Raw genomic sequence first — 20,234 nt, forward strand, 5'->3', positions numbered from 1 at the left:
ATTCATGTCCAAACCTCGTAAACCTAAAGGTCGCCCGGTCTCCGGCTGGCTTATTCTCGACAAGCCGGTCGATTTCGGCTCCACGGAAGCCGTGTCCAAGATCAAGTGGCTGTTCAACGCTCAGAAGGCCGGGCATGCCGGTACGCTCGATCCCCTGGCCTCCGGCATGCTGCCGATCGCACTTGGCGACGCCACCAAGACGGTTCCTTACGTCATGGACGGTCGCAAGATATACGAGTTCACCGTCACCTGGGGCGAGGAGCGCTCGACCGACGATCTCGAGGGCGAGGTAACCGCGGCCTCCGACCAGCGACCGGCGGAAGAGGATATCCGCTCCCTCTTGCCGAGCTATACCGGCACGATCAACCAGATCCCGCCGCAGTTTTCGGCGATCAAGATCGCTGGCGAGCGTGCCTATGACCTTGCCCGCGATGGCGAGACGGTGGAAATCCCCTCCCGCGAAGTCGAAATCTTCCGGCTGACCTTGCTGGGCGTCGAGCGCGACAAGGCACATTTCGAGGTGGAATGCGGCAAGGGCACCTATGTGCGGGCACTTGCCCGCGACTTTGGCCGGGACCTCGGCTGCCACGGTCATATTTCGGAGCTGCGCCGCACCTTTGTCGCCCCCTTCGGTGAAGACAAGATGGTGCCGCTGGCTGAACTCGTGGCGCTGGAGGCGATCGAGGATCGCGACGAGCGTCTGGCTGCCCTCGATGCCTTTTTGATCGATACGGCGGAAGCCCTCTCCAACCTCACTCATCTGCTAGTCAGCGACGACCAGGCATATCGCCTCAAGATGGGCAATCCGGTCATCCTGCGCGGACACGGCGCCCCTATCGCCGAAGCGGAAGTTTATGCGACGGCTCGCGGCAAGTTGGTCGCGATCGGTGAGATCGACCAGGGCGAGTTCCGTCCGAAGCGGGTTTTCGGCTGAGCTGTCAGCCGAGCCTGTTCCAGGCATAAACATCCGCTCTTTCCATTGCCGTGCATTTGGTTTATAGGCAGCGCCAGCATAGAGGCTGCCTAAACGCGCCATCTTGCTTTCATGGCCAATGCTGGACGACATCCCGGCCTTTGGCGTCCCATTTCCTGTCATCGAAAGGATCATCCGATGTCGATCACTGCAGAGCGCAAAGCCGCCCTCATCAAGGAATACGCAACCGTGGAAGGCGACACCGGTTCTCCGGAAGTTCAGGTCGCTATCCTCACGGAGCGCATCAACAACCTGACCGGTCATTTCAAGGATCACAAGAAGGACAACCACTCCCGTCGTGGCCTTCTGACCATGGTTTCCAGCCGTCGCTCGCTTCTTGATTATCTCAAGAAGAAGGACGAAGGCCGCTACACCAAGCTGATCGGCAGCCTTGGCATCCGCCGCTAATGACGTCGTCCGGCGGGCCTGATCGCAGGCCCGCCGGACGTCTTTTCGGGCTCCGCCCGATGAAATTGCTTGCCGCCGCGCCGCTCACGCGTGGCGAGAATGCCGGCAGATCCGGATGGGCCGGACTGCCATACAACCGTTGACCTGTCATGGGGCAGGATTGCCGGATGCTTTTGGCCTGAGCCTCGCAAGGCTTGGCCACGGCGCTTCCCAGGAGCTGCCGCAACGCAAAGCCTCCCGTTGTCTTGCCCGTGATGTGTCGCATGATTGCGGTCGACTGTAGGCTGCGCCGGCTATCGGCGATGCCTATGCTCCCGCATTGAAGGACAAGAGATGTTCAATACTCATTCAGTCGAAATCGAATGGGCAGGCCGCCCGCTGAAGCTGGAAACGGGCAAGATCGCCCGCCAGGCAGACGGTGCGGTTCTCGCTACCTACGGTGAAACCGTCGTTCTTGCGACCGTCGTATCGGCAAAGTCGCCGAAGCCGGGCCAGGACTTCTTCCCGCTCACCGTCAACTATCAGGAAAAGACCTACGCAGCCGGCAAGATCCCAGGCGGCTATTTCAAGCGCGAAGGCCGTCCGAGCGAGAAGGAAACGCTTGTTTCCCGTCTCATCGACCGCCCGATCCGCCCGCTCTTCCCGGAAGGCTACAAGAACGACACCCAGGTCGTCGTGACCGTCGTGCAGCACGACCTTGAGAACGATCCCGACGTCCTGTCCATGATTGCCGCTTCCGCAGCACTGACGCTCTCGGGCATTCCCTTCATGGGTCCCGTCGGCGGTGCTCGCGTCGGCTACATCAACGGCGAATATGTCCTGAACCCGCATCTCGACGAAATGGACGAGTCGACCCTCGACCTCGTCGTTGCAGGCACCCAGGACGCCGTCCTGATGGTCGAATCGGAAGCCAAGGAACTGAACGAAGACGTCATGCTCGGCGCCGTCATGTTCGGCCACAAGGGCTTCCAGCCGGTCATCGACGCGATCATCAAGCTTGCCGAAGTGGCTGCCAAGGAGCCGCGCGACTTCCAGCCGGAAGATCATTCGGCCCTCGAAGCCGAAATGCTGCAGCATTTCGAAGCCGAATTGCGCGAAGGCTACAAGATCACTCAGAAGGCTGATCGTTATGCTGCCGTCGACGCCGTCAAGGCGAAGGTCAAGGCCCACTTCTTCCCCGAAGGTGCTGAGCCCAAGTATTCCGCCGAAGTCATCGGCGCCGTCTTCAAGCACTTGCAGGCCAAGATCGTCCGCTGGAACATCCTCGACACCAAGAGCCGCATCGACGGTCGCGATCTCGAGACCGTTCGTCCGATCGTATCGGAAGTCGGCATCCTGCCGCGCACGCACGGCTCGGCCCTCTTCACCCGCGGCGAGACCCAGGCGATCGTTGTCGCCACCCTCGGCACCGGCGAAGACGAGCAGTATGTCGACAGCCTGACCGGCATGTATAAGGAACGCTTCCTGCTGCATTACAACTTCCCGCCCTATTCGGTCGGTGAAACGGGTCGCATGGGCTCCCCGGGCCGCCGCGAAATCGGCCATGGCAAGCTCGCATGGCGCGCCATTCGCCCGATGCTGCCTTCGCCTGAGCAGTTCCCCTACACGCTGCGCGTCGTTTCCGAAATCACCGAGTCCAACGGCTCGTCCTCGATGGCGACCGTCTGCGGCACCTCGCTCGCACTGATGGACGCCGGCGTTCCGCTGGCCAAGCCGGTAGCCGGTATCGCCATGGGCCTCATCCTCGAAGGTGAGCGTTTTGCGGTCCTGTCCGACATCCTCGGCGACGAAGACCACCTCGGCGACATGGACTTCAAGGTAGCGGGTACGGCCGACGGCATCACCTCGCTGCAGATGGACATCAAGATCGCCGGCATTACCGAAGAGATCATGAAGGTCGCACTCGGCCAGGCACAGGGTGGCCGCAAGCACATCCTCGGCGAAATGGCCAATGCCATCACCGAAGGCCGTGGCCAGCTCGGCGAATTCGCACCGCGCATCGAAGTCATGAACATCCCGGTCGACAAGATCCGTGAAGTCATCGGCTCCGGCGGCAAGATCATCCGCGAGATCGTCGAAAAGACCGGTGCCAAGATCAACATCGAAGATGATGGCACGATCAAGATCGCTTCTTCCTCCGGCAAGGAGATCGAAGCTGCCCGCAAGTGGATCCATTCCATCGTGGCAGAGCCGGAAGTCGGCCAGATCTACGAAGGCACGGTCGTCAAGACGGCCGATTTCGGCGCCTTCGTGAACTTCTTCGGCGCCCGCGACGGCCTCGTCCACATCTCGCAGCTTGCCTCCGATCGCGTTGCAAAGACGCAGGACGTGGTCAAGGAAGGCCAGAAGGTCTGGGTCAAGCTCATGGGCTTCGACGAGCGCGGCAAGGTCCGCCTGTCCATGAAGGTTGTCGATCAGGCGACCGGCCAGGAAGTCAAGAAGGCTGAAGGTGAAGCTGCCGAGTAAGCTTCCCTCTTCCTTACGAGAAACGAGGCGCGGACGCTCTCCGCGCCTTTTCTTTATCCGACGTTCCACGATCGAGACCACCGCCATGAGCCGCGACGCCTTGAAGACACTGTTCCATCCTTTTGCCACCGAAGCCGTCCCCATGCCAGGCGAGGGTGAGCGTGTGCTTTTCCTGGGCGCTGAAGCGGGCCAGCCGCTACCGGAAGGTTTTGCCGCAGAGGTGACGATGGTGCAGCCTTTCCGGCCGCTGTTTCGGGGTCTTGGGACTGGCGCTGTTCCGCAAGCCGAAGGCAGCGATTACGATGGTGCGCTGGTATTGTGCGGCAAGCACCGGGGCGAGAACGAGAACCGCGTCGCGGAGGCCCTCGAGCGGGTTCGTCCCGGCGGGATGATCGTGATTGCCGGCGGCAAGGAAGACGGTATTCAGCCGGTGCGCACCACGCTCCTGAAGCTGGGCATAACGCTCGACTACACGCCGAAATACCATGGAGTCGCCATCTGGCTGGCACGGCCGGACGACGCCGATGCCGCCGTTGCGGCGCTGAAGAAGCCGCCGGTGGTGTTCGAGGGACGCTATGAGGCGGCACCGGGCATGTTCTCCCACGACCGTGTGGATGGAGGCTCGGAGCTGCTGGCTGGGCGCCTTCCCACGGACTTCGACGGCAATGCAGCCGATTTCGGCGCAGGCTGGGGCTATCTCTCCATCATGCTGGCGGAAAAGTCGCCGCGCGTGAACCGGATCGATCTGTTCGAGGCCGACTGGCACGCGCTGGAATTTGCCAAGAAGAATATTGCCCGCAACTGCCCTGATCTTGAGGCGCGCTTCTTCTGGCAAGATCTGGGAACGGAGCCGGCGAGGGAGAAATACGATCTCGTCGTCATGAATCCGCCCTTTCACGAGTCTCAGGCAGCCGATCCAGAGATCGGCAAGGCGATGATTCGTGCCGCCGCGGCAGCCTTGCGCAGTGGCGGGCGGCTCATGCTGGTCGCCAATCGCGGCCTGCCTTATGAGCCGGCCATCGCATCCGAGTTCCGGGAGAGCGGCGAAACCTGCCGCAACGCCCGCTTCAAGGTTCTGTGGGCGCGGAAATAGCCTGATCCGCCTCAGCCTCCGTCGCCTGAAGCATTGATTCTTCCTAAGCGCCAGCTATGGTTGCAGAGGGTTGGGTCGTGGGGCGGCGCATGAAGCGGATTGTGGCATTCCTTCTTTTCGTGCTCGGCAGCGCCGTTGCGCGTGCCGATCCCCCGCAGATCACCTGGGAGTGGTTCAACGCGGCCGAAACCTATCGGAACTACAAGGTCAAGGGGAAAGACGATCTTCGCCTCGCCGCCCATTACTATCGCCTCGCAGCCGAGCGTGGAAATGCGGCCGCCGCCTATAAGCTGGGCGATTGCTACGAGAACGGAACCGGTGTTGCAAAGGATGCCGTGACGGCTTTGGAATGGTATCGCAGATCGGCAGCAGGCGGCGACAGATATGCCGCTTTGCGGATCGGCTGGTTCTACCAGAAAGGGATTGCCGTGACGGCAAATCCCGCCGATGCCGTCGAATGGTACAGGCTTGCCGCGCAAAGGAAAAACATCTGGGCCTATCACATGCTGGCCTTCCTCTATTTCGACGGGGAAGGTGTGCCGCAGGACAGGGTGAAAGCCAGGGAGTATTTCGAAATCAGCCTGCCGCAGACAGATGACGGCTGGGCGAAGGTGAAGCTGGCGGAACTCATCCGAAGCAGCGACCCTACTCGGGCGCGTCGTTTGCTGCAGGAAGCGGTGAGGCAGGGAAATCCGCAGGCGCCGCAGGATCTCAAACTTTTGGAAATTGAACAGAAGTGATGCGAGGCCGCTTGCAGCCCCGCATGACGCCTTTCGTTGGCTTACTCCGAGTCGGCCCGGCGCAGACGCTCGAGCGTCGGCATCGAGGTCATGCTGTAGCCGCAGTCCACATAGTGGATCTCGCCGGTAACCCCGCGGGACCAATCCGAGAGCAGGTAGACGGCCGAGCCGCCGATATCCTCGATCGTCGCGGTGCGACGAAGCAGCGAGTTTTGCTGGTTCCACGAATAGATAGCGCGGGCATCGGAAATTCCGGCGCCGGCAAGCGTCCGCACAGGACCCGCCGAGATTGCGTTGACGCGGATGTCGTTCGGGCCGTAATCGGCAGCCAGATAGCGGACGGACGCTTCCAGCGCCGCCTTGGCCACACCCATGACGTTATAATTGGGGATGACGCGCTGCGAGCCGTTATAGGTGAGCGTCAGCATGGAGCCGCCATTGTTCATCAGGGCAGCGGCGCGCTTGGCCACTTCCGTGAACGAGAAACAGGAAATCACCATGGTCCGGCTGAAGTTTTCGCGTGTTGTATTCGCGTAAAGGCCTTTCAGCTCGTTCTTGTCGGAAAAGCCGATCGCGTGGACGAGGAAGTCGAAACTGCCCCAGCGCTCCTTGATTGCGTCGAAGGTGGCATCTACGGAAGCAATGTCTTCGACATCGCAGGAAACCACGAAGTCCGAATTCACCTCCGCCGCAAGCGGCCTGACGCGCTTTCCAAGCGCTTCTCCCTGGTAGGTGAAGGCAAGTTCGGCGCCTTGGGCGGCAAGCGCCTTGGAAATTCCCCAGGCGATGGAGTGGTTGTTCGCGACCCCCATGATCAGGCCGCGTTTTCCCTGCATGATACCTGTCATGGATTTATCCGTTATGGCGCTGGAAGACGAGCGTGGCATTGGTGCCGCCGAACCCGAATGAATTTGAAAGGACTGTATCGATCTTGGCGTCGTCGATGCGCTTGCGCACGATCGGAACGCCTTCGAATTCCGGATCCAGATGGTCGATATGGGCGCTTTCCCCGATGAAGCGTTCCTGCATCATCAGGAGGCCGTATATCGATTCCTGCACGCCGGCCGCGCCGAGCGAATGGCCCGTCAGCGACTTGGTGGACTGGACATGCGGGATCTTGTCCCCGAACACTTCGCGGATTGCTCCGATTTCCTTGGAATCGCCAACCGGTGTCGAGGTCCCGTGAGTGTTGATGTAATCGACTTCGCCCTGCACGGTGGCAAGCGCCTGACGCATGCAGCGCATGGCGCCTTCGCCGGAAGGGGCGACCATGTCGTAGCCGTCGGATGTCGCGCCGTAACCGGTGATTTCCGCATAGATCTTGGCGCCGCGCGCCTTGGCATGCTCAAGCTCCTCGAGCACCAGCACGCCGGCCCCACCGGCGATGACGAAGCCGTCGCGGTCCGCGTCATAGGCGCGAGATGCCCGTTCGGCATTGTCGTTGTACTTGGTGGACATGGCGCCCATGGCATCGAACAGGTTCGACATGGTCCAGTCGAGATCTTCGTGGCCGCCGGCGAACATCATGTCCTGCTTGCCCCACTGGATCATCTCGGTGGCATTGCCGATGCAATGCGCCGAGGTCGAGCATGCGGACGAGATGGAATAGTTGACGCCGTGGATCTTGAACCATGTGGCAAGCGTTGCCGACGCGGTGGAGGACATGGCCTTGGGCACGGCGAAGGGGCCGATCCGCTTGGGGCTGTTGTTCTTGATGGTGATGTCGGCTGCTTCAATGAGGGTGCGGGTGGAAGGGCCACCCGAACCCATGATGATGCCGACGCGCTCGTTCTGGCTGTAGTCCTTTTCCTCCAGGCCCGAATCGGCGATGGCCTGCTTCATGGCCACGTGGTTCCAGGCGCCGCCTTGGCTCAGAAAGCGCATGGCGCGGCGGTCCACCAGTTCGGATGGATCGAGATCGGGCTTGCCCCAAACCTGGCACTTGAAGCCGTGATCCGCAAAATCCGGAGAGAACGAAATACCGGACTTGGCCTGCCGCAAGGACTCGGTGACCTCTTTGGCATCGTTTCCGATCGAAGACACGATACCAAGGCCCGTGACAACTACCCGTCTCATCTGATCAACCTTTTTCCTGCGTGTTCCTGCCGTCGGCGGTTGCGCCGGTCTTCAGGCAGACTTTTCCTTCGACAGACCGACGCGAAGATCGGATGCCTGATAAATAGTTTCGCCATCGGCCTTGAGCCAGCCGTCCGCGGTACCGAGCACCAGCCGTCCGCGCATGACCCGCTTGAAGTCGATCCCGTATTCCAGGAGCTTGGTATGGGGCCGCACCATGCCTTTGAACTTCACTTCGCCTGTGGAAAGCGCCATTCCGCGCCCTAATTCGCCCAACCAGCCGAGGAAGAAGCCGGTGAGCTGCCACATGCCGTCAAGACCGAGGCAGCCCGGCATGATTGGGTTGCCTTCGAAATGGCATGGGAAATACCAGTCGTCCGGGCGCACGTCGAATTCTGCCCGCAGATAGCCCTTGTCGAAGGTGCCGCCGATCTCAGAGATATCCGTGATGCGGTGAACCATCAGCATGGGCGGCAGCGGCAATTGGGCATTGCCCTGCCCAAAAAGGTCTCCATGCGCGCAGGAGATGAGTTCTTCGTAAGAGAAGCTGGACTGTCTGCTGGCCATATATTCCCGTTTCCCCCCTTGAAGCTGACGGCTGGTGTTTTCAAGCACTAGAGTAAGATCGCCTGATATTGAAGCACTACATTGGTCCCACGCGGATGGAAATGGCATGTGGAAACAGCGTTAATCACGTCCGCATATAGGAAGCCGAGGCTGCAAACCAGAGGCGGGAGGCGGAAATTTCGCTAAATCGGGTGCCTCTGCCGGCGGCAGCTGGGGAAACTATTGAAAGTCTTTGGCGCAAAAGTTATATCCGAAAGTCAAGATACGGTTTCAAGGCAGCAGTGGGGACGGAACGACATATGGCGCATGCCATTGCGGACATAGAGACGAGACTGCGAGACTGCGGTCTGCGCCCGACCCGCCAGCGTATAGCGCTGGGCGAGCTGCTGTTTGCGAAGGGTGATCGCCACCTGACCGTAGAGGAACTGCACGAGGAGGCTATCCTCGCCGATGTGCCTGTTTCGCTGGCGACCGTCTACAATACGCTCCACCAGTTCACCGAGGCCGGCATGATCCGTGTGCTCGCCGTGGAAGGCGCGCGGACCTATTTCGATACGAATATTTCCGACCACCACCATTTCTTCGTCGAAGGCCGCAACGAGGTCTTGGACATACCGATCAGCAACCTGGCGATCGGCAATCTTCCCGAGGCTCCGGAAGGCATGGAAATCGCCCATGTCGATGTCATCATCCGGCTGCGGGAAAAGAAAGCTTAACTTCGGTTCCTTTGGGCCGCGAGCCTCTACCTCGCCCGCTTCTTCTTTCTCGCCTTGATGGCGTCGTCTGGATGGCGTCCTGGCCGTGACTTGTAGCGCGGCAGGATCCAGCCGTAATGCAGCGCGCCGCCGCGCAGCGCGAAGGCGATCCCTGCCCCAAGACCTGAGCTGACATAGAGCGGCAGGCCGAGCGCATGACCGGCAGTGAAACCCGCAGCCCCGGCGATTGCCGCAGTGATATAGATCTCCGGCCGCAGCAGGACCGATGGCTCATTTGCCAGCAGATCTCTCAATATTCCGCCGAAGGCCGCGGTCAGGGCACCGGTGACGATTGCGATCGTCGGAGAGCCCGTGGCAGCCAGCCCCTTGGCGGCACCCAGCACGCTATAAGCGGAAAGGCCGATGGCATCGAGCCAGATCAGCAGCTGGTAGCGCCACGCGACCCAGTGAGCCGTAAGGTAGACGAAGACGCCGGTGATGGCGCAGATCACGATATAGGTGGGGTCGATGACCCAGAAGACGGGTGTGCGGCCCAGTACGATGTCGCGCACTGTACCTCCGCCAAGCCCCGTGACGGCGGCAAAGAACAGGAAGCCGATAAGGTCGAGCTGCTTGCGAGATGCGGCGAGCGCTCCCGTTGCGGCAAACAGGCCGACGCCGGCATAATCCAAAGCCATCAACAGGAACATTCCATCCTCCAGCGTCGCACAAGTGCGCGTTCCTACAATAGCTGCGGATGGCGGCTTTCGTCATCCACGCGGCGGTGCCATGAACAGATGATTTTGGCGAGGACGGTTCTTTTGAAAATGCCCCTGATCGCGTTCATACAGGTGATCGCTCTCGTATTGATGCCGACCCTTTCCAAGGCCCAGCAGCAGTTGGTCAGCGATCCGGAAGTCTATGAGAAGGCGCACTTTCAGGAAAGCTGCAAGACCGTTGAATTCGGCCCGAACTTCATCAAGCGGTTCGACATCAACAATGACGGCATCACCGATGTGGTGTCCGACAGCAGCGAACTCACCTGCGATGGGGTGCGTGGTCCTGCTTGCAATGCGGATGGCTGCCCGCACAACTTCTATGTGCAGGTGAAGGAGGGCGGCTACATCATGATCGCGACCGCCCAGATCTACGATTATGATTTCGTCCAGCGCTTCGGCAATATGGTCTTCGTGCTGAAGATGCATCCGCGCTTCTGCGACCGATTAGACGCCAACCCTTGCGAGATGATGGTTCGGGTTCGCGGCGGCCGCTTCGTGACGATATCCAAGAAGTAACTTATTCCCCAAGGCCTTCTATGCGACCGGCAAGCCGGTAGCCGATGATCGCCATCCATTCGCGTGCAGCCGTGGATGAGATCTGCGCGTTGAGGCTCGGCTGGGTGAAATCGAGCCCGAGCCCGACATCGCCGCGCGTACGGTAATCCACCGGCCAGGGCGAGACGGCAATGCCTGCCTTGCGGAACAGCGCGACTGAACGCGGCATGTGGAAGGCCGATGTGATCAGCAGGCAGTGGTCGAGCCCCTGGCTCTTGAGCAGCCCTGCTGTATTGGTCGTGTTTTCAAAGGTCGTACGCGAGGTGTTCTCCTTGACGAGCCGGTCTGCCGACACTCCGAAGGCGGTAAAGAAGCGCTCCGAAGCCTGGGCCTCCCCCTCATAGACGCCGCTGAACGACCCGTCGCCGCCCGACACCAGGACGCGCGACGGCGGAAAACGCAGGGCAAGCCGCAGAGCTTCGATGAAGCGATCCGCAGCCTGGTTGAACTCGACGCCGCCGCGCGTGCTGGTGACCTCGTTGTCGAAGGCGCCGCCAAGTACGATCATGCAGGAGACGTTCGCAGGATCGCTCACGGGCTTCGGATATCTGTTTTCGAGAGCCTGCAGCGCGACCGGACCGGCGGTGGTGTAGAGCGTGGTGAACAAGACGAGGCTGGAGATGAGCACCGAAAGCCCGCCCAGCTTTCGCAGGCCCACGAAGCCGAAGATGGTGGCTGCAGCGGCAAACAGGAAGGCGACCGACAGCGGCTGCGCCGCCAGCCATACGAGTTTCGACAGAAGAAACATCAGCTCACTTATCGGTTTGGGGTCTGCCGGAGGCGCGGTTTCGCGCAGGCTTGATGGGCAGCTGGAAATGAAGCTGCAGCGGGCGGGGCAGGAGGGCGGTCACCAAGGCCACGGCAAGTGTCACGAGCGACACGATCCACAGGGCCTGACCCGGCGCATACCGGGTCAGGAAGGCGCCGCAGACGGCGCCGCCGGCCATCCCGGTCCAGGGCACGCATTGGATCAGCCAGCTGGTCGTATCGCGATCGCCTACCAGCCACCGGCCGATGCCGCGGCCGAAGCGCGAAAGGGCGCCCGTCACATAGGTGAGGCCGATCGGCAGACCTTCGATATGCTCGACAGTGGCATTGATCATCCCCATGGCAAGCACGACCAGGAAGAATTCCAGGCGAGGATAGCTAGCCGGCACGGCAGACGCGATGCCCAGCACCACGGACACGCTTGCCAGCACCACGAAGGCGCGGCGGGCGGAGACCGTGTGGGCAACCACGATGCCAAGGGCATTGCCCAGGATGAACACCCAGATCGCCACGAACAGGGTGAGCGCATGCGAAAAATTGCCGCCTGCAAAATCGAGCGCGGCGCGGGTGGTGTTACCGGTCATGAAGGATACGAAATCGCCGAACAGCATGAGTCCGACCGCATCCGTCATCCCGGCCACGAAGGAGATGGCGCCGACCAGCGCCAGCCCCGTCACCGTTCGCCGTGTGTGAATGATCCTTCGCCGCCTCTGCATGATTTACGCTCGCTGTCGCCGCAGGAAGAATCGCGGAATGCCTTTTGCCCGGATGCGGCCTCGGCGCCAACAAACCGTAAATTCGGCCTGGGACCAAGCTTTATCGTCGAGAAAACCAGCTATCAATACCCTTTGCGGCCGTGCGACCCATGGCGAGGCAGGCCGTCAGCAGATAGCCGCCTGTCGGTGCCTCCCAATCCACCATCTCGCCCGCGACGAACAGGCCAGGTGAGGTCTTCAGCATGTAGTCGCCGGTCAATTCGCTCCAGGCTATGCCGCCTGCAGAGGAGATGGCTTCCTCGATCGGCCGAGGCCGCAGAAGCGGAATGGGCAGCGTCTTGATCAGGTGGGCGAGCGCGTCGGGCGAAAGCATATTGGCTTGGCGGTGCGTTTCCCGAATGACTGCCGCCTTCACCCCATCGATCCCGGCCCCCTTGCGCAGCCGATTGGCGAAACTCGCCTTGGCATCCTGCCGCGCAAGATCGCGGGCGAGGCGGCTGGCGTCGCGACCCGGCGCGAGGTCCAGGATCAAGGCTGCATGCCCCTCCTGTTCCAGTTGATCGCGAAGGGCGGCGGAATGGGCATAGACGAGGCTTCCTTCTATGCCATGCCTGGAAATGACGAACTCACCCTGAAAGCGTCCGGCCGTGGACGTCGCTGCCACGGATTTCACCGGCTCTCCCGAGAAGCGCTGGCGAAATGGCTCGCTCCAGGCCACATCGAACCCGCAATTGGCCGGCTTGAGGGGCGAAACGCTGATGTGCTTTTCTGCCAGGATTTCCGTCCAGGTGCCATCGGAGCCGAGACGAGGCCAGCTTGCGCCGCCGAGAGCCAGAAGGGCCGCATCGGGCTGGACCATTATTTCCCCCTCCGGGGTATGAAAGCGATGACCATCCGGATCGAAGCCCAGCCAGCGATGCCGGGTCTTGATGCGCACACCTTGTGTCTCCAGCCGCCGCAGCCAGGCACGCAGGAGAGGCGACGCCTTCATCGCCGTGGGGAAGACACGGCCGGACGTGCCGACGAAGGTCTCCGTGCCGAGGCCCGCCGCCCAGGCGCGAATGTCGTCAGGCGTAAAGTCTTCAAGGGCTTGCTGCAGCTTGGGCGAGGAGGCGCCGAAGCGCTGGGCGAATTGAGCGAAGTCTTCCGAGTGGGTGATGTTGAGGCCGGATTTGCCCGCCAGCAGGAACTTACGCCCGACGGTCGGCATCTGCTCGTAGACCGTAACTGTATAGCCTGCTGTAGCCAGAACTTCGGCGGCCATCAGGCCTGCCGGTCCGCCTCCGATAATCGCGATATCCCGTTGTGCCAAGGTCCGCCTCCGCTCAGCCTGTGCCGCGTCAGGACCCCGCCGGACCCAGCACGGGGAGCGGCTCACGGTTGCGCCGGACCTCGATCCAGATGTGCCCGAACAGGGCGAGAAGCACGATCGGCCCGCCGATGAGAGTTGCGCGGGGTGGTATTTCCGCCATGAAGATCCACACCCAAAGCGGCGTCAAAGGCACTTCGAGCGCCGTCAGCAGGCTGGCATCGGCTGCCGGGATAAGCCTGGCCCCGAACGTGTAGAGAATGAGGCCGAACGCGTTCTGAACGATGCCAAAGGCGACGATCAGCACGATGTCCTGCCCGGTAGCAGCCGTGGGCGTTGCGAACCACACCATGCAGAAAGAGCAGAGATAGGCGGACAGGCCCATGGCCGGCAGCATGGGCACAGTGCGGTATTGCCGCATCACCACTGCAAGCCCGGCGACCGTGCATGTCATGATCGCGGCAAGCCCCTTGCCCAGCAGCGAGCCTCCGGCCTGCACATCGGTCAGCATCACGGCCACGCCCGCAAAGGCGACGAGGCTTGCAATAAGTGTGGACCGACTGGCCTTTTCGCGGATGAGCAGGAAGGCAAGCCCGGCCGTGACGAAGGGAACGGTAGCGTATATCACCATCGCATCCGCAACCGAGGTATAATAGATCGAGCCGAGGCCAGAGATCATCGAGGCGGAGGAGAGAACGGTCGCAAGGATCGTCGGCCCTCGAATCGAGCGAAGGATCGACCAGCCGTGACGCCCTTCGAGATAGAAGAAGAACAGGAAGGTCGTCGTGCCGGAAACGAGGCCGCGCAGGAAGAGGATTGTGGGCAGATCCGCCGAGATCGACCGCATGAACAGGCCGGACAGCGACCATGCCAGCGCCGACATGGCAACATAGATCACGCCCAGGCGATACTGGCTCTTTTCGCTGGACATGCAGGGCAGGCTCCGGACGGCATTGGTGGGAGCAGGCACGTTAGCGTTGTCCCCGAGTCGTAACAAGCGCACCGGGCGCAGTCCGCTGGGCTATTTGCGCCGCTGAAGGATTGTCCGGTCCGCTAATCGGTTTTTCCTCTTCCTCTCGCGCCGTCGGGATGGCATTTTCCATCGGGGAACAAGGGGATGACATGCCGGACCTGCAAGCCACCGTCGATGAAATCTATGCAAAGCTGAGCCCTAGGCTCGGCGAAGGAAAGGTAGCGGATTACATACCGCAACTCGCCCATGTGGACCCGAAGAGGTTCGGCATGGCGGTGGTCACCGTCGATGGGGCAGTCCATAAGGCCGGCGACTGCGACGTGCCGTTTTCGATCCAGAGCATTTCCAAGGTCTTCACCTTGACGCTGGCGCTGGGCAAACACGGCGAAACCACCTGGAACCGGGTCGGCCGCGAACCGTCCGGGACAGCCTTCAACTCGATCGTGCAGCTGGAGCACGAGGAGGGAAAGCCGCGCAACCCCTTCATCAATGCCGGTGCGATCGCGGTGAGCGACCTCGTTCTGGCTGGCCATACACCGCGAGAGGCGATCGGTGAGATCGTCCGCTTCGTCCGTTACCTTGCGGACGACGAAACCATAGCCATCGATCCTTCGGTCGCGAAGTCCGAGGAGGCGACCGGCTACCGCAATTTTGCTTTGGCCAACTTCATGCGCTCCTTCGGCAAGCTCGATCATCCGGTGGAGCATGTTCTGGGTGTCTACTTCCATCACTGCGCGCTCGCCATGACCTGCACGCAGCTTGCCCGCTCCGGCCTTTTCCTGGCGGCAAGCGGCCGCAAGCCGCTGACCGGGCATACTGTGGTGTCACGGCAGCGGGCGCGGCGTATCAATGCGCTGATGCTGACCTGTGGTCACTACGACGGATCGGGCGACTTCGCCTATCGCGTCGGCCTGCCGGGCAAAAGCGGGGTCGGCGGCGGCATTCTGGCTGTGGCCCCGGGCCGCGCCTCCGTCGCCGTCTGGTCGCCGGGGCTCAACCAAAACGGCAATTCGCTGATCGGCTCGCTGGCATTGGAAATGCTCGCCAACCGCACCGGCTGGTCGGTTTTCGGGCAGTAGATCTCGCCAAATGCAAAAAGCCCGGCGAACCGGGCTTTTCTGGTCTCATGCGATAAGCGATCTCAGTCTTCGCTGGCGGCCATCTGGGTCAGCACGTCCCCACGGCCGCGGCTGCGCAGGATGAGCGGCACGATCAGCGCCAGTGCTGCGAGGATGAGCAGGACGGCGGCGATCGGCGACTGGAACAGCGTCATGATATCCCCTTGGGCGATAGACAGCGCCCGGCGCAACTGCTGCTCGGCAAGCGGCCCGAGGATCAGGCCGACGATGACGGGCGCAATCGGATAGCCGAACACGCGCATGCCATAGGCGACGAGACCGAACAACAGCAGCATGCCGAGTTCGAACACCGAAGGATTGGCACCGATCGTTCCGAGCGTGGCAAACAGCAGGATGCCGGCATAGAGCCAGGGCTTCGGAATGGTCAGCAGGCGCACCCACAGGCCGACCAGCGGCAAGTTCAGCACCAGAAGCATGAGATTGGCGATGAGCAGCGATGCGATCAGGCCCCAGACCAACTGCGGATTGGTCGCAAACAGCAGCGGACCCGGCTGCAGGCCATATTGCTGGAAGCCGGCGAGCATGATCGCGGCGGTGGCCGACGTCGGAAGACCAAGCGTCAGAAGCGGAACCAGCGTACCGGCGGCAGACGCGTTGTTGGCAGCCTCTGGGCCGGCCACACCTTCGATTGCGCCATGGCCGAACTCTTCCGGATGCTTGCTGAGCCTCTTTTCGGTCGCGTAGGACAGGAAGGTGCCGATTTCGGCGCCGCCGGCCGGCATGGCGCCGATGGGAAAGCCGATCAGGGTGCCGCGCAGCCACGCTTTCCAAGAACGTGCCCAGTCCTGGCCGGTCATCCAGACGGAGCCCTTCACCGCCTCGATCTTGTCCGGAGCGGTTGCACCCTGGGCCGCGATGAAAAGCGTCTCGCCGATAGCGAACATGGCGACGGCCATGGTGGTCACCTCGATGCCGTCAAGCAGGTCGGGAACGCCGAAGGACAGGCGGCTTTGGCCGGTTAACTGGTCGATGCCGACGAGTGACAGCGCAAGCCCGATGAACAGCGAGGTGAGACCACGCAGGGTGGAATCGCCGAAGGCCGAGGAGACGGTGATGAAGGCCAGTACCATCAGCGCGAAATATTCGCGCGGACCGAACACGAGTGCGATCTTGACGATGTAGGGCGCGATGAAGGCAAGCGCCAGCGTGGCGATGAGGCCGGCCACGAAGGAACCGATCGCAGCCGTCGCGAGTGCGGGACCGCCGCGGCCGGCGCGGGCCATCTTGTTGCCTTCCAATGCCGTCACGATGGAGGCGCTTTCGCCGGGTGTGTTGAGCAGGATGGACGTGGTCGATCCGCCATACATGCCGCCGTAATAGATGCCGGCGAACATGATCAGCGAGCCGGTGGCATCCAGCTGGTAGGTGACGGGCAGCAGAAGGGCGACGGTGGTTGCCGGTCCAATGCCGGGCAGAACGCCGACCATGGTGCCGAGCGTGACGCCGACCAGTGCATAGAAGAGGTTCATCGGCAGCATTGCCGCGGCGAGCCCCTGGAGAAGGAAATCGAATGTGCTCATGGTCTACTCTTAAGGGCGCGTCACTGGAGAAGGTTTTCGAGCGGGCCGGCCGGAAGCGAAAGCGAAAGCACCTGGTCGAACACCCACCAGATGCCAAGACAGATGACGATGGCGATGGGGATGCTGATCCAGATCCTGCGGGCGCCGAACCCTGCCGCCGTCAGGACGAAGAGCACGCCCGTCGCGATGGAAAAGCCGAGCGGGCGGATCAGCAGCATCTGCGCGGCGAGACCGGCAACGATCCAGACGACCGGCTTCACTTCCTGCTTTTCACGGACGGGGAAATCCCCGCGGAAGGCGGCAGCGATGGTCCAGATTGCAAGCCCGATCAGCCCATAGGCGATCCAGCTCGGCACGGTGGCTGGGCCGACCTGGCTGTAGCCGCCGACATCCCTGAGGCGCGATACGTCGAACAGGATGACGCCGGCGACGATGAGGAGAATGGCAGCAATGACAAGCGCCGCCCAATCGGGGCGGCGCTGTACGCTGTTGGTTTTCGGAGTGTCGACACTCATTTGACGAGACCGATGTCCTTCAGGATGGTTTCAGTGGCTGCGATGTCCTTGGCGAGCTGTTCTTCGAAGGCCGGACCGGTTAGATAGGTGTCCTGCCAGCCCTTGGTCTTCAGCGTGTCCTGCCAGCCTTTGGATTTGTCGAGCTTGTCGAAGTCGGCAACGATGGCGGCCTTCTGTTCCGCGGTGATGCCCGGAGCAGCGGCGACCATGCGCCAGTTCTGGATCACGACGTCGAGCCCGGATTCCTTCAGCGTCGGGGCATCGATACCTTCGAGGCGCTGTTCGGAAGACACTGCGAGAAGCCGCAGCGTGCCGGCCTTGATCTGCGACTCCAGCTCGCCATAGCTGGCAATGCCGGCCGTCACCTGGCCGCCGAGGATGGCCGCCAGCGATTCGCCGCCACCCGAAAAGGCGATGTAGTTGATCTTGGTGGGATCGACACCGGCAGCCTTGGCAATCAGGCCAACAGTGATGTGGTCGGTGCCGCCGGCCGAACCGCCGCCCCAGGACACGGCGCCCGGGTTTGCCTTGAGCTTGGCGACCAGATCGGCAACCGTCTTGATGTCGGACGAGGCTGGAACGACGATCGATTCATATTCGCCGGTCAGGCGTGCGATCGGCGTCACGTCCTTGAGCGTCACCGGCGACTTGTTAGTCAGGATGGCGCCGACCATGACATAGCCGCCGACCATGATCGCGTTCGGGTTGCCCTTCTGCTGGCTGGCGAACTGCGCGATGCCGATCGTGCCGCCGGCACCGGGAACGTTCATTACCTGGACGCGCTTGGAGATCTTCTCCTGCTGAAGGACGGTCTGCAACGAACGGGCTGTCTGGTCCCAGCCGCCGCCCGGAGCGGCAGGCGCCATGATGGAATAGTCTGCTGCATAGGCCGGCATGGCCAATGCGCCAGCCAGAATCGAAGCAAGCATGATATGTTTCAAGGGTAGATCCTCCGTTGGCGTCGCTTGGGACGCAGCTGTTATGGCTAAAACGAAGGGGGACTGGCAGCGCAAAACACTGTGGAGCCTCCCCTCGTCGATCGGGTCCCGCCTCCACGGAACCGAATGCCCTAAGCCAGCACAGCAAGCTGACATTTAGCTGACATCTTATGCGCGAACCTATTCTGACAGCAGCTGAACCGCCTGTGCAACCTCTTTTCTGTCTATTGGAGGCGCAGTACGTCGTTCCAGCGCGAGATCAGCCGCGCGCGCTTCACCTGGTCGAGATAGACCATGAGGCCAAGGCTGACCGGCACGGGCTTCAACTGGCCCCCCAGCATCTCGCGCATCGTGGTGGCCGTATTGTTTCCGGCGACCTCCGGGCTGACGGCGGGGATCTGCAGCTCGCGCGCCATGATCGTCTGCCCTTCCTTCGACATGAAGAACTGGAGATAGCGGCGGCCCAGCTCCGGGTTGGCGGATGCTTGCGGCACGAGCCCGATGCGCGACATCACCACCGTGTAATCCTTGGGAAGCAGGATGCCGACATCCGGATGGCGCGAGGCCCAGTCGGCCGCATAGGAGCCGAGAATATTGTAGCCGAGCAGGAAGCGCCCGTCCGCCACCCGTTCCAGAATGGCCTGGCTGGTGGAATAGAGCTTCACCCCGGCCGCGCCCATGGCTCGGATAACCGACCAGATGTCGCCGAACTGCTCCTGGTCGCGCGCCATGAACAGGAAGCCGACGCCCGATCGCTCTATGTCGTAAGTGCCGATGCGCCCATAGGCGGCATCCCCTTGGCTCTGCAGGAAGGCGACGAGTTCCGCCCGGGTCGAGGGCGGTGGCGAAGTCCTGAAGCTCGGCTTGTGGTAGACGAAAACAGCCGGCTCGAAGGTCAGCGCATAGGCCGTGTTGCGCCAGTTGGCCCAGAGCGGCCAGGCGGCGCTCATCGGCAGGTCGCTGCGCTGCGCATAGCCGTCATTGGCAAGCTTCACCTGCAGATCCATGGCCGAGGAAAAGGCAAAATCGGCGGTGCGTTGCCCAGCATCCGTTTCGCGCACGATCCGGTCGAAGATCTCGCCGGTCAGCATCTCCTCGTAGCGCACGGCGACGTCCGGATTGGCCTGCTGGAAGCCGGTGATCATCGGTTTTGCAAGCGGCTCGTCCAGCGAGGAATAGACGGTCAGAACAGGGACGTCGCCGGTTCCGGATGGCGCAGGGAATATCACCGCGTCCGCCTTCGCCATATCCGGCGGCAGAAGAAGGAGAAGGAATAGCAGGAGGTGCAATTTCATCCGGTAACAATGCAGCAGCGGTGCGCCGGCCACAAGCGGGCGCTATGATGGCCTTCCGTCAGGCGTCGGAGTGCGCTTCTGCCACATAGGCTCCGAGGCTGGATCGGCGATCTTGTAATCCGAAAGCCTCTTCTTACCTCAGCCTCGTTCCATGCCGGCGCGCCGGTCCTCGTTCCTGAAAAAAGGCATAGCCCATGTCGCTCACGCTCTACGATATCAGCGTTCCCGTCTTTCTCCGTGCGCTCGGAAACCTCACCGAAATCCTGAAGAAGGGCGAAGCTTTCGCGGATGAAAAAGGGATTGCCCATCAGGACCTGCTTCAGGCCCGCCTTTATGAGGACATGCTGCCGCTGACCGGCCAGATCCAGCGGGCCAGCGATACAGCCAAGTTCGTGCCCGTCCGCGTTGGCGGAGTAGAGAACCTGCCCATGGCCGACGAGGAGGCAAGCTTTGCCGATCTACATGCTCGCATCGGCAAGACGGTCGAGTTCCTGAAGACCGCCGATCCGGCCAGCATGGCGGACAAGGACGATGCCGAAGTCGAGGTCAAGACCCGCAATGGTTCCACGATCTTTACCGGCCGGACCTATCTTCTCAACTTCGCCCTGCCGAACTTCTTCTTCCATGCCACGACCGCCTACGCCATCCTGCGTCACAAGGGCGTTCCGGTCGGCAAGATGGACTTCATCGGCCGGCCCGAGTAAGGCGC

21 protein-coding genes are annotated in these 20,234 nt (G+C 61.8%); 9 read left to right on the top strand and 12 right to left on the bottom strand.

Going from position 1 to position 20,234, the window contains the following annotated elements:
- The first annotated feature begins 4 nt into the window (after window positions 1-4).
- The 5 genes from truB (at window position 5) to EPK99_RS12670 (ending at window position 5,680) form a co-directional block, all read left to right on the top strand.
- Window positions 5-934, top strand: a complete 930-nt coding sequence (gene truB, locus EPK99_RS12650; RefSeq protein ID WP_128443451.1) for a tRNA pseudouridine(55) synthase TruB — start codon at window positions 5-7, stop codon at window positions 932-934.
- A gap of 177 nt (window positions 935-1,111) precedes the next feature.
- Window positions 1,112-1,381, top strand: coding sequence for a 30S ribosomal protein S15 (gene rpsO, locus EPK99_RS12655; protein WP_128443452.1), 270 nt, complete (start codon window positions 1,112-1,114; stop codon window positions 1,379-1,381).
- A gap of 333 nt (window positions 1,382-1,714) precedes the next feature.
- Entirely contained in the window at window positions 1,715-3,847 is a 2,133-nt protein-coding gene (gene pnp / locus EPK99_RS12660; protein ID WP_128443453.1) for a polyribonucleotide nucleotidyltransferase, read from the top strand.
- An 85-nt stretch (window positions 3,848-3,932) separates the two neighbouring features.
- On the top strand, window positions 3,933-4,940 hold the full coding sequence (locus EPK99_RS12665) for a class I SAM-dependent methyltransferase (protein ID WP_128443454.1): 1,008 nt from the start codon (window positions 3,933-3,935) through the stop codon (window positions 4,938-4,940).
- A gap of 89 nt (window positions 4,941-5,029) precedes the next feature.
- Window positions 5,030-5,680, top strand: a complete 651-nt coding sequence (locus tag EPK99_RS12670; protein WP_164901772.1) for a tetratricopeptide repeat protein — start codon at window positions 5,030-5,032, stop codon at window positions 5,678-5,680.
- A gap of 41 nt (window positions 5,681-5,721) precedes the next feature.
- Here EPK99_RS12670 and fabI read toward each other — a convergent pair whose 3' ends face one another.
- Genes fabI through fabA form a run of 3 tightly spaced genes read right to left on the bottom strand, consistent with a single transcriptional unit; the run spans window position 5,722 to window position 8,323 of the window.
- A complete protein-coding gene (fabI, locus tag EPK99_RS12675; protein WP_128443456.1) occupies window positions 5,722-6,528 on the bottom strand; it encodes an enoyl-ACP reductase FabI in 807 nt (268 codons plus the stop codon).
- A gap of 4 nt (window positions 6,529-6,532) precedes the next feature.
- Entirely contained in the window at window positions 6,533-7,756 is a 1,224-nt protein-coding gene (gene fabB / locus EPK99_RS12680) for a beta-ketoacyl-ACP synthase I (RefSeq protein ID WP_128443457.1), read from the bottom strand.
- Between the two features lie 51 nt (window positions 7,757-7,807).
- Entirely contained in the window at window positions 7,808-8,323 is a 516-nt protein-coding gene (gene fabA / locus EPK99_RS12685) for a 3-hydroxyacyl-[acyl-carrier-protein] dehydratase FabA (protein WP_128443458.1), read from the bottom strand.
- Between the two features lie 299 nt (window positions 8,324-8,622).
- Between fabA and irrA the strand changes: the two genes are divergently transcribed.
- The gene (gene irrA, locus EPK99_RS12690; protein WP_128443459.1) at window positions 8,623-9,039 is read left to right on the top strand and encodes an iron response transcriptional regulator IrrA; all 417 of its coding nucleotides are present in this window, start codon (window positions 8,623-8,625) and stop codon (window positions 9,037-9,039) included.
- Window positions 9,040-9,065: 26 nt separating this feature from the next.
- On the opposite strand, the gene EPK99_RS12695 is transcribed toward irrA, so the two are convergent.
- A complete protein-coding gene (locus tag EPK99_RS12695; RefSeq protein WP_128443460.1) occupies window positions 9,066-9,728 on the bottom strand; it encodes a trimeric intracellular cation channel family protein in 663 nt (220 codons plus the stop codon).
- 159 nt (window positions 9,729-9,887) lie between these two features.
- Here EPK99_RS12695 and EPK99_RS12700 point away from each other — a divergent pair, with 159 nt between their 5' ends.
- Complete coding sequence (locus EPK99_RS12700; protein ID WP_425374208.1) at window positions 9,888-10,313, top strand: hypothetical protein; 426 nt, start codon at window positions 9,888-9,890, stop codon at window positions 10,311-10,313.
- Between the two features lies 1 nt (window position 10,314).
- Here EPK99_RS12700 and EPK99_RS12705 read toward each other — a convergent pair whose 3' ends face one another.
- The 4 genes from EPK99_RS12705 to EPK99_RS12720 form a co-directional block, all read right to left on the bottom strand.
- Window positions 10,315-11,100, bottom strand: a complete 786-nt coding sequence (locus EPK99_RS12705; RefSeq protein WP_128443462.1) for a YdcF family protein — start codon at window positions 11,098-11,100, stop codon at window positions 10,315-10,317.
- Window positions 11,101-11,104: 4 nt separating this feature from the next.
- On the bottom strand, window positions 11,105-11,836 hold the full coding sequence (locus EPK99_RS12710) for a YoaK family protein (RefSeq protein ID WP_128443463.1): 732 nt from the start codon (window positions 11,834-11,836) through the stop codon (window positions 11,105-11,107).
- Between the two features lie 100 nt (window positions 11,837-11,936).
- On the bottom strand, window positions 11,937-13,148 hold the full coding sequence (locus EPK99_RS12715) for a TIGR03862 family flavoprotein (RefSeq protein WP_128443464.1): 1,212 nt from the start codon (window positions 13,146-13,148) through the stop codon (window positions 11,937-11,939).
- Window positions 13,149-13,176: 28 nt separating this feature from the next.
- The gene (locus tag EPK99_RS12720) at window positions 13,177-14,076 is read right to left on the bottom strand and encodes a DMT family transporter (protein ID WP_128443465.1); all 900 of its coding nucleotides are present in this window, start codon (window positions 14,074-14,076) and stop codon (window positions 13,177-13,179) included.
- Between the two features lie 191 nt (window positions 14,077-14,267).
- Between EPK99_RS12720 and EPK99_RS12725 the strand changes: the two genes are divergently transcribed.
- Window positions 14,268-15,197, top strand: a complete 930-nt coding sequence (locus EPK99_RS12725) for a glutaminase (protein WP_128443466.1) — start codon at window positions 14,268-14,270, stop codon at window positions 15,195-15,197.
- A gap of 62 nt (window positions 15,198-15,259) precedes the next feature.
- Here EPK99_RS12725 and EPK99_RS12730 read toward each other — a convergent pair whose 3' ends face one another.
- From EPK99_RS12730 to EPK99_RS12745, 4 genes are all read right to left on the bottom strand, one after another.
- Window positions 15,260-16,777: a tripartite tricarboxylate transporter permease gene (locus tag EPK99_RS12730; protein ID WP_128443467.1), complete on the bottom strand. Its 1,518-nt coding sequence runs from the start codon at window positions 16,775-16,777 to the stop codon at window positions 15,260-15,262.
- A gap of 20 nt (window positions 16,778-16,797) precedes the next feature.
- Window positions 16,798-17,292 (bottom strand): tripartite tricarboxylate transporter TctB family protein, encoded by a 495-nt coding sequence (locus tag EPK99_RS12735; protein WP_128443468.1) that lies wholly within the window; start codon window positions 17,290-17,292, stop codon window positions 16,798-16,800.
- On the bottom strand, window positions 17,289-18,233 hold the full coding sequence (locus tag EPK99_RS12740; protein ID WP_128443469.1) for a Bug family tripartite tricarboxylate transporter substrate binding protein: 945 nt from the start codon (window positions 18,231-18,233) through the stop codon (window positions 17,289-17,291). Before EPK99_RS12740 ends, EPK99_RS12735 begins: the two co-directional genes overlap by 4 nt.
- A gap of 221 nt (window positions 18,234-18,454) precedes the next feature.
- The gene (locus tag EPK99_RS12745) at window positions 18,455-19,525 is read right to left on the bottom strand and encodes an ABC transporter substrate-binding protein (RefSeq protein WP_128443470.1); all 1,071 of its coding nucleotides are present in this window, start codon (window positions 19,523-19,525) and stop codon (window positions 18,455-18,457) included.
- Between the two features lie 194 nt (window positions 19,526-19,719).
- Here EPK99_RS12745 and EPK99_RS12750 point away from each other — a divergent pair, with 194 nt between their 5' ends.
- On the top strand, window positions 19,720-20,229 hold the full coding sequence (locus EPK99_RS12750) for a DUF1993 domain-containing protein (RefSeq protein ID WP_128443471.1): 510 nt from the start codon (window positions 19,720-19,722) through the stop codon (window positions 20,227-20,229).
- Window positions 20,230-20,234 lie beyond the last annotated feature (5 nt).

The organism is Neorhizobium lilium (assembly GCF_004053875.1).
Taxonomy (GTDB): domain Bacteria; phylum Pseudomonadota; class Alphaproteobacteria; order Rhizobiales; family Rhizobiaceae; genus Neorhizobium; species Neorhizobium lilii.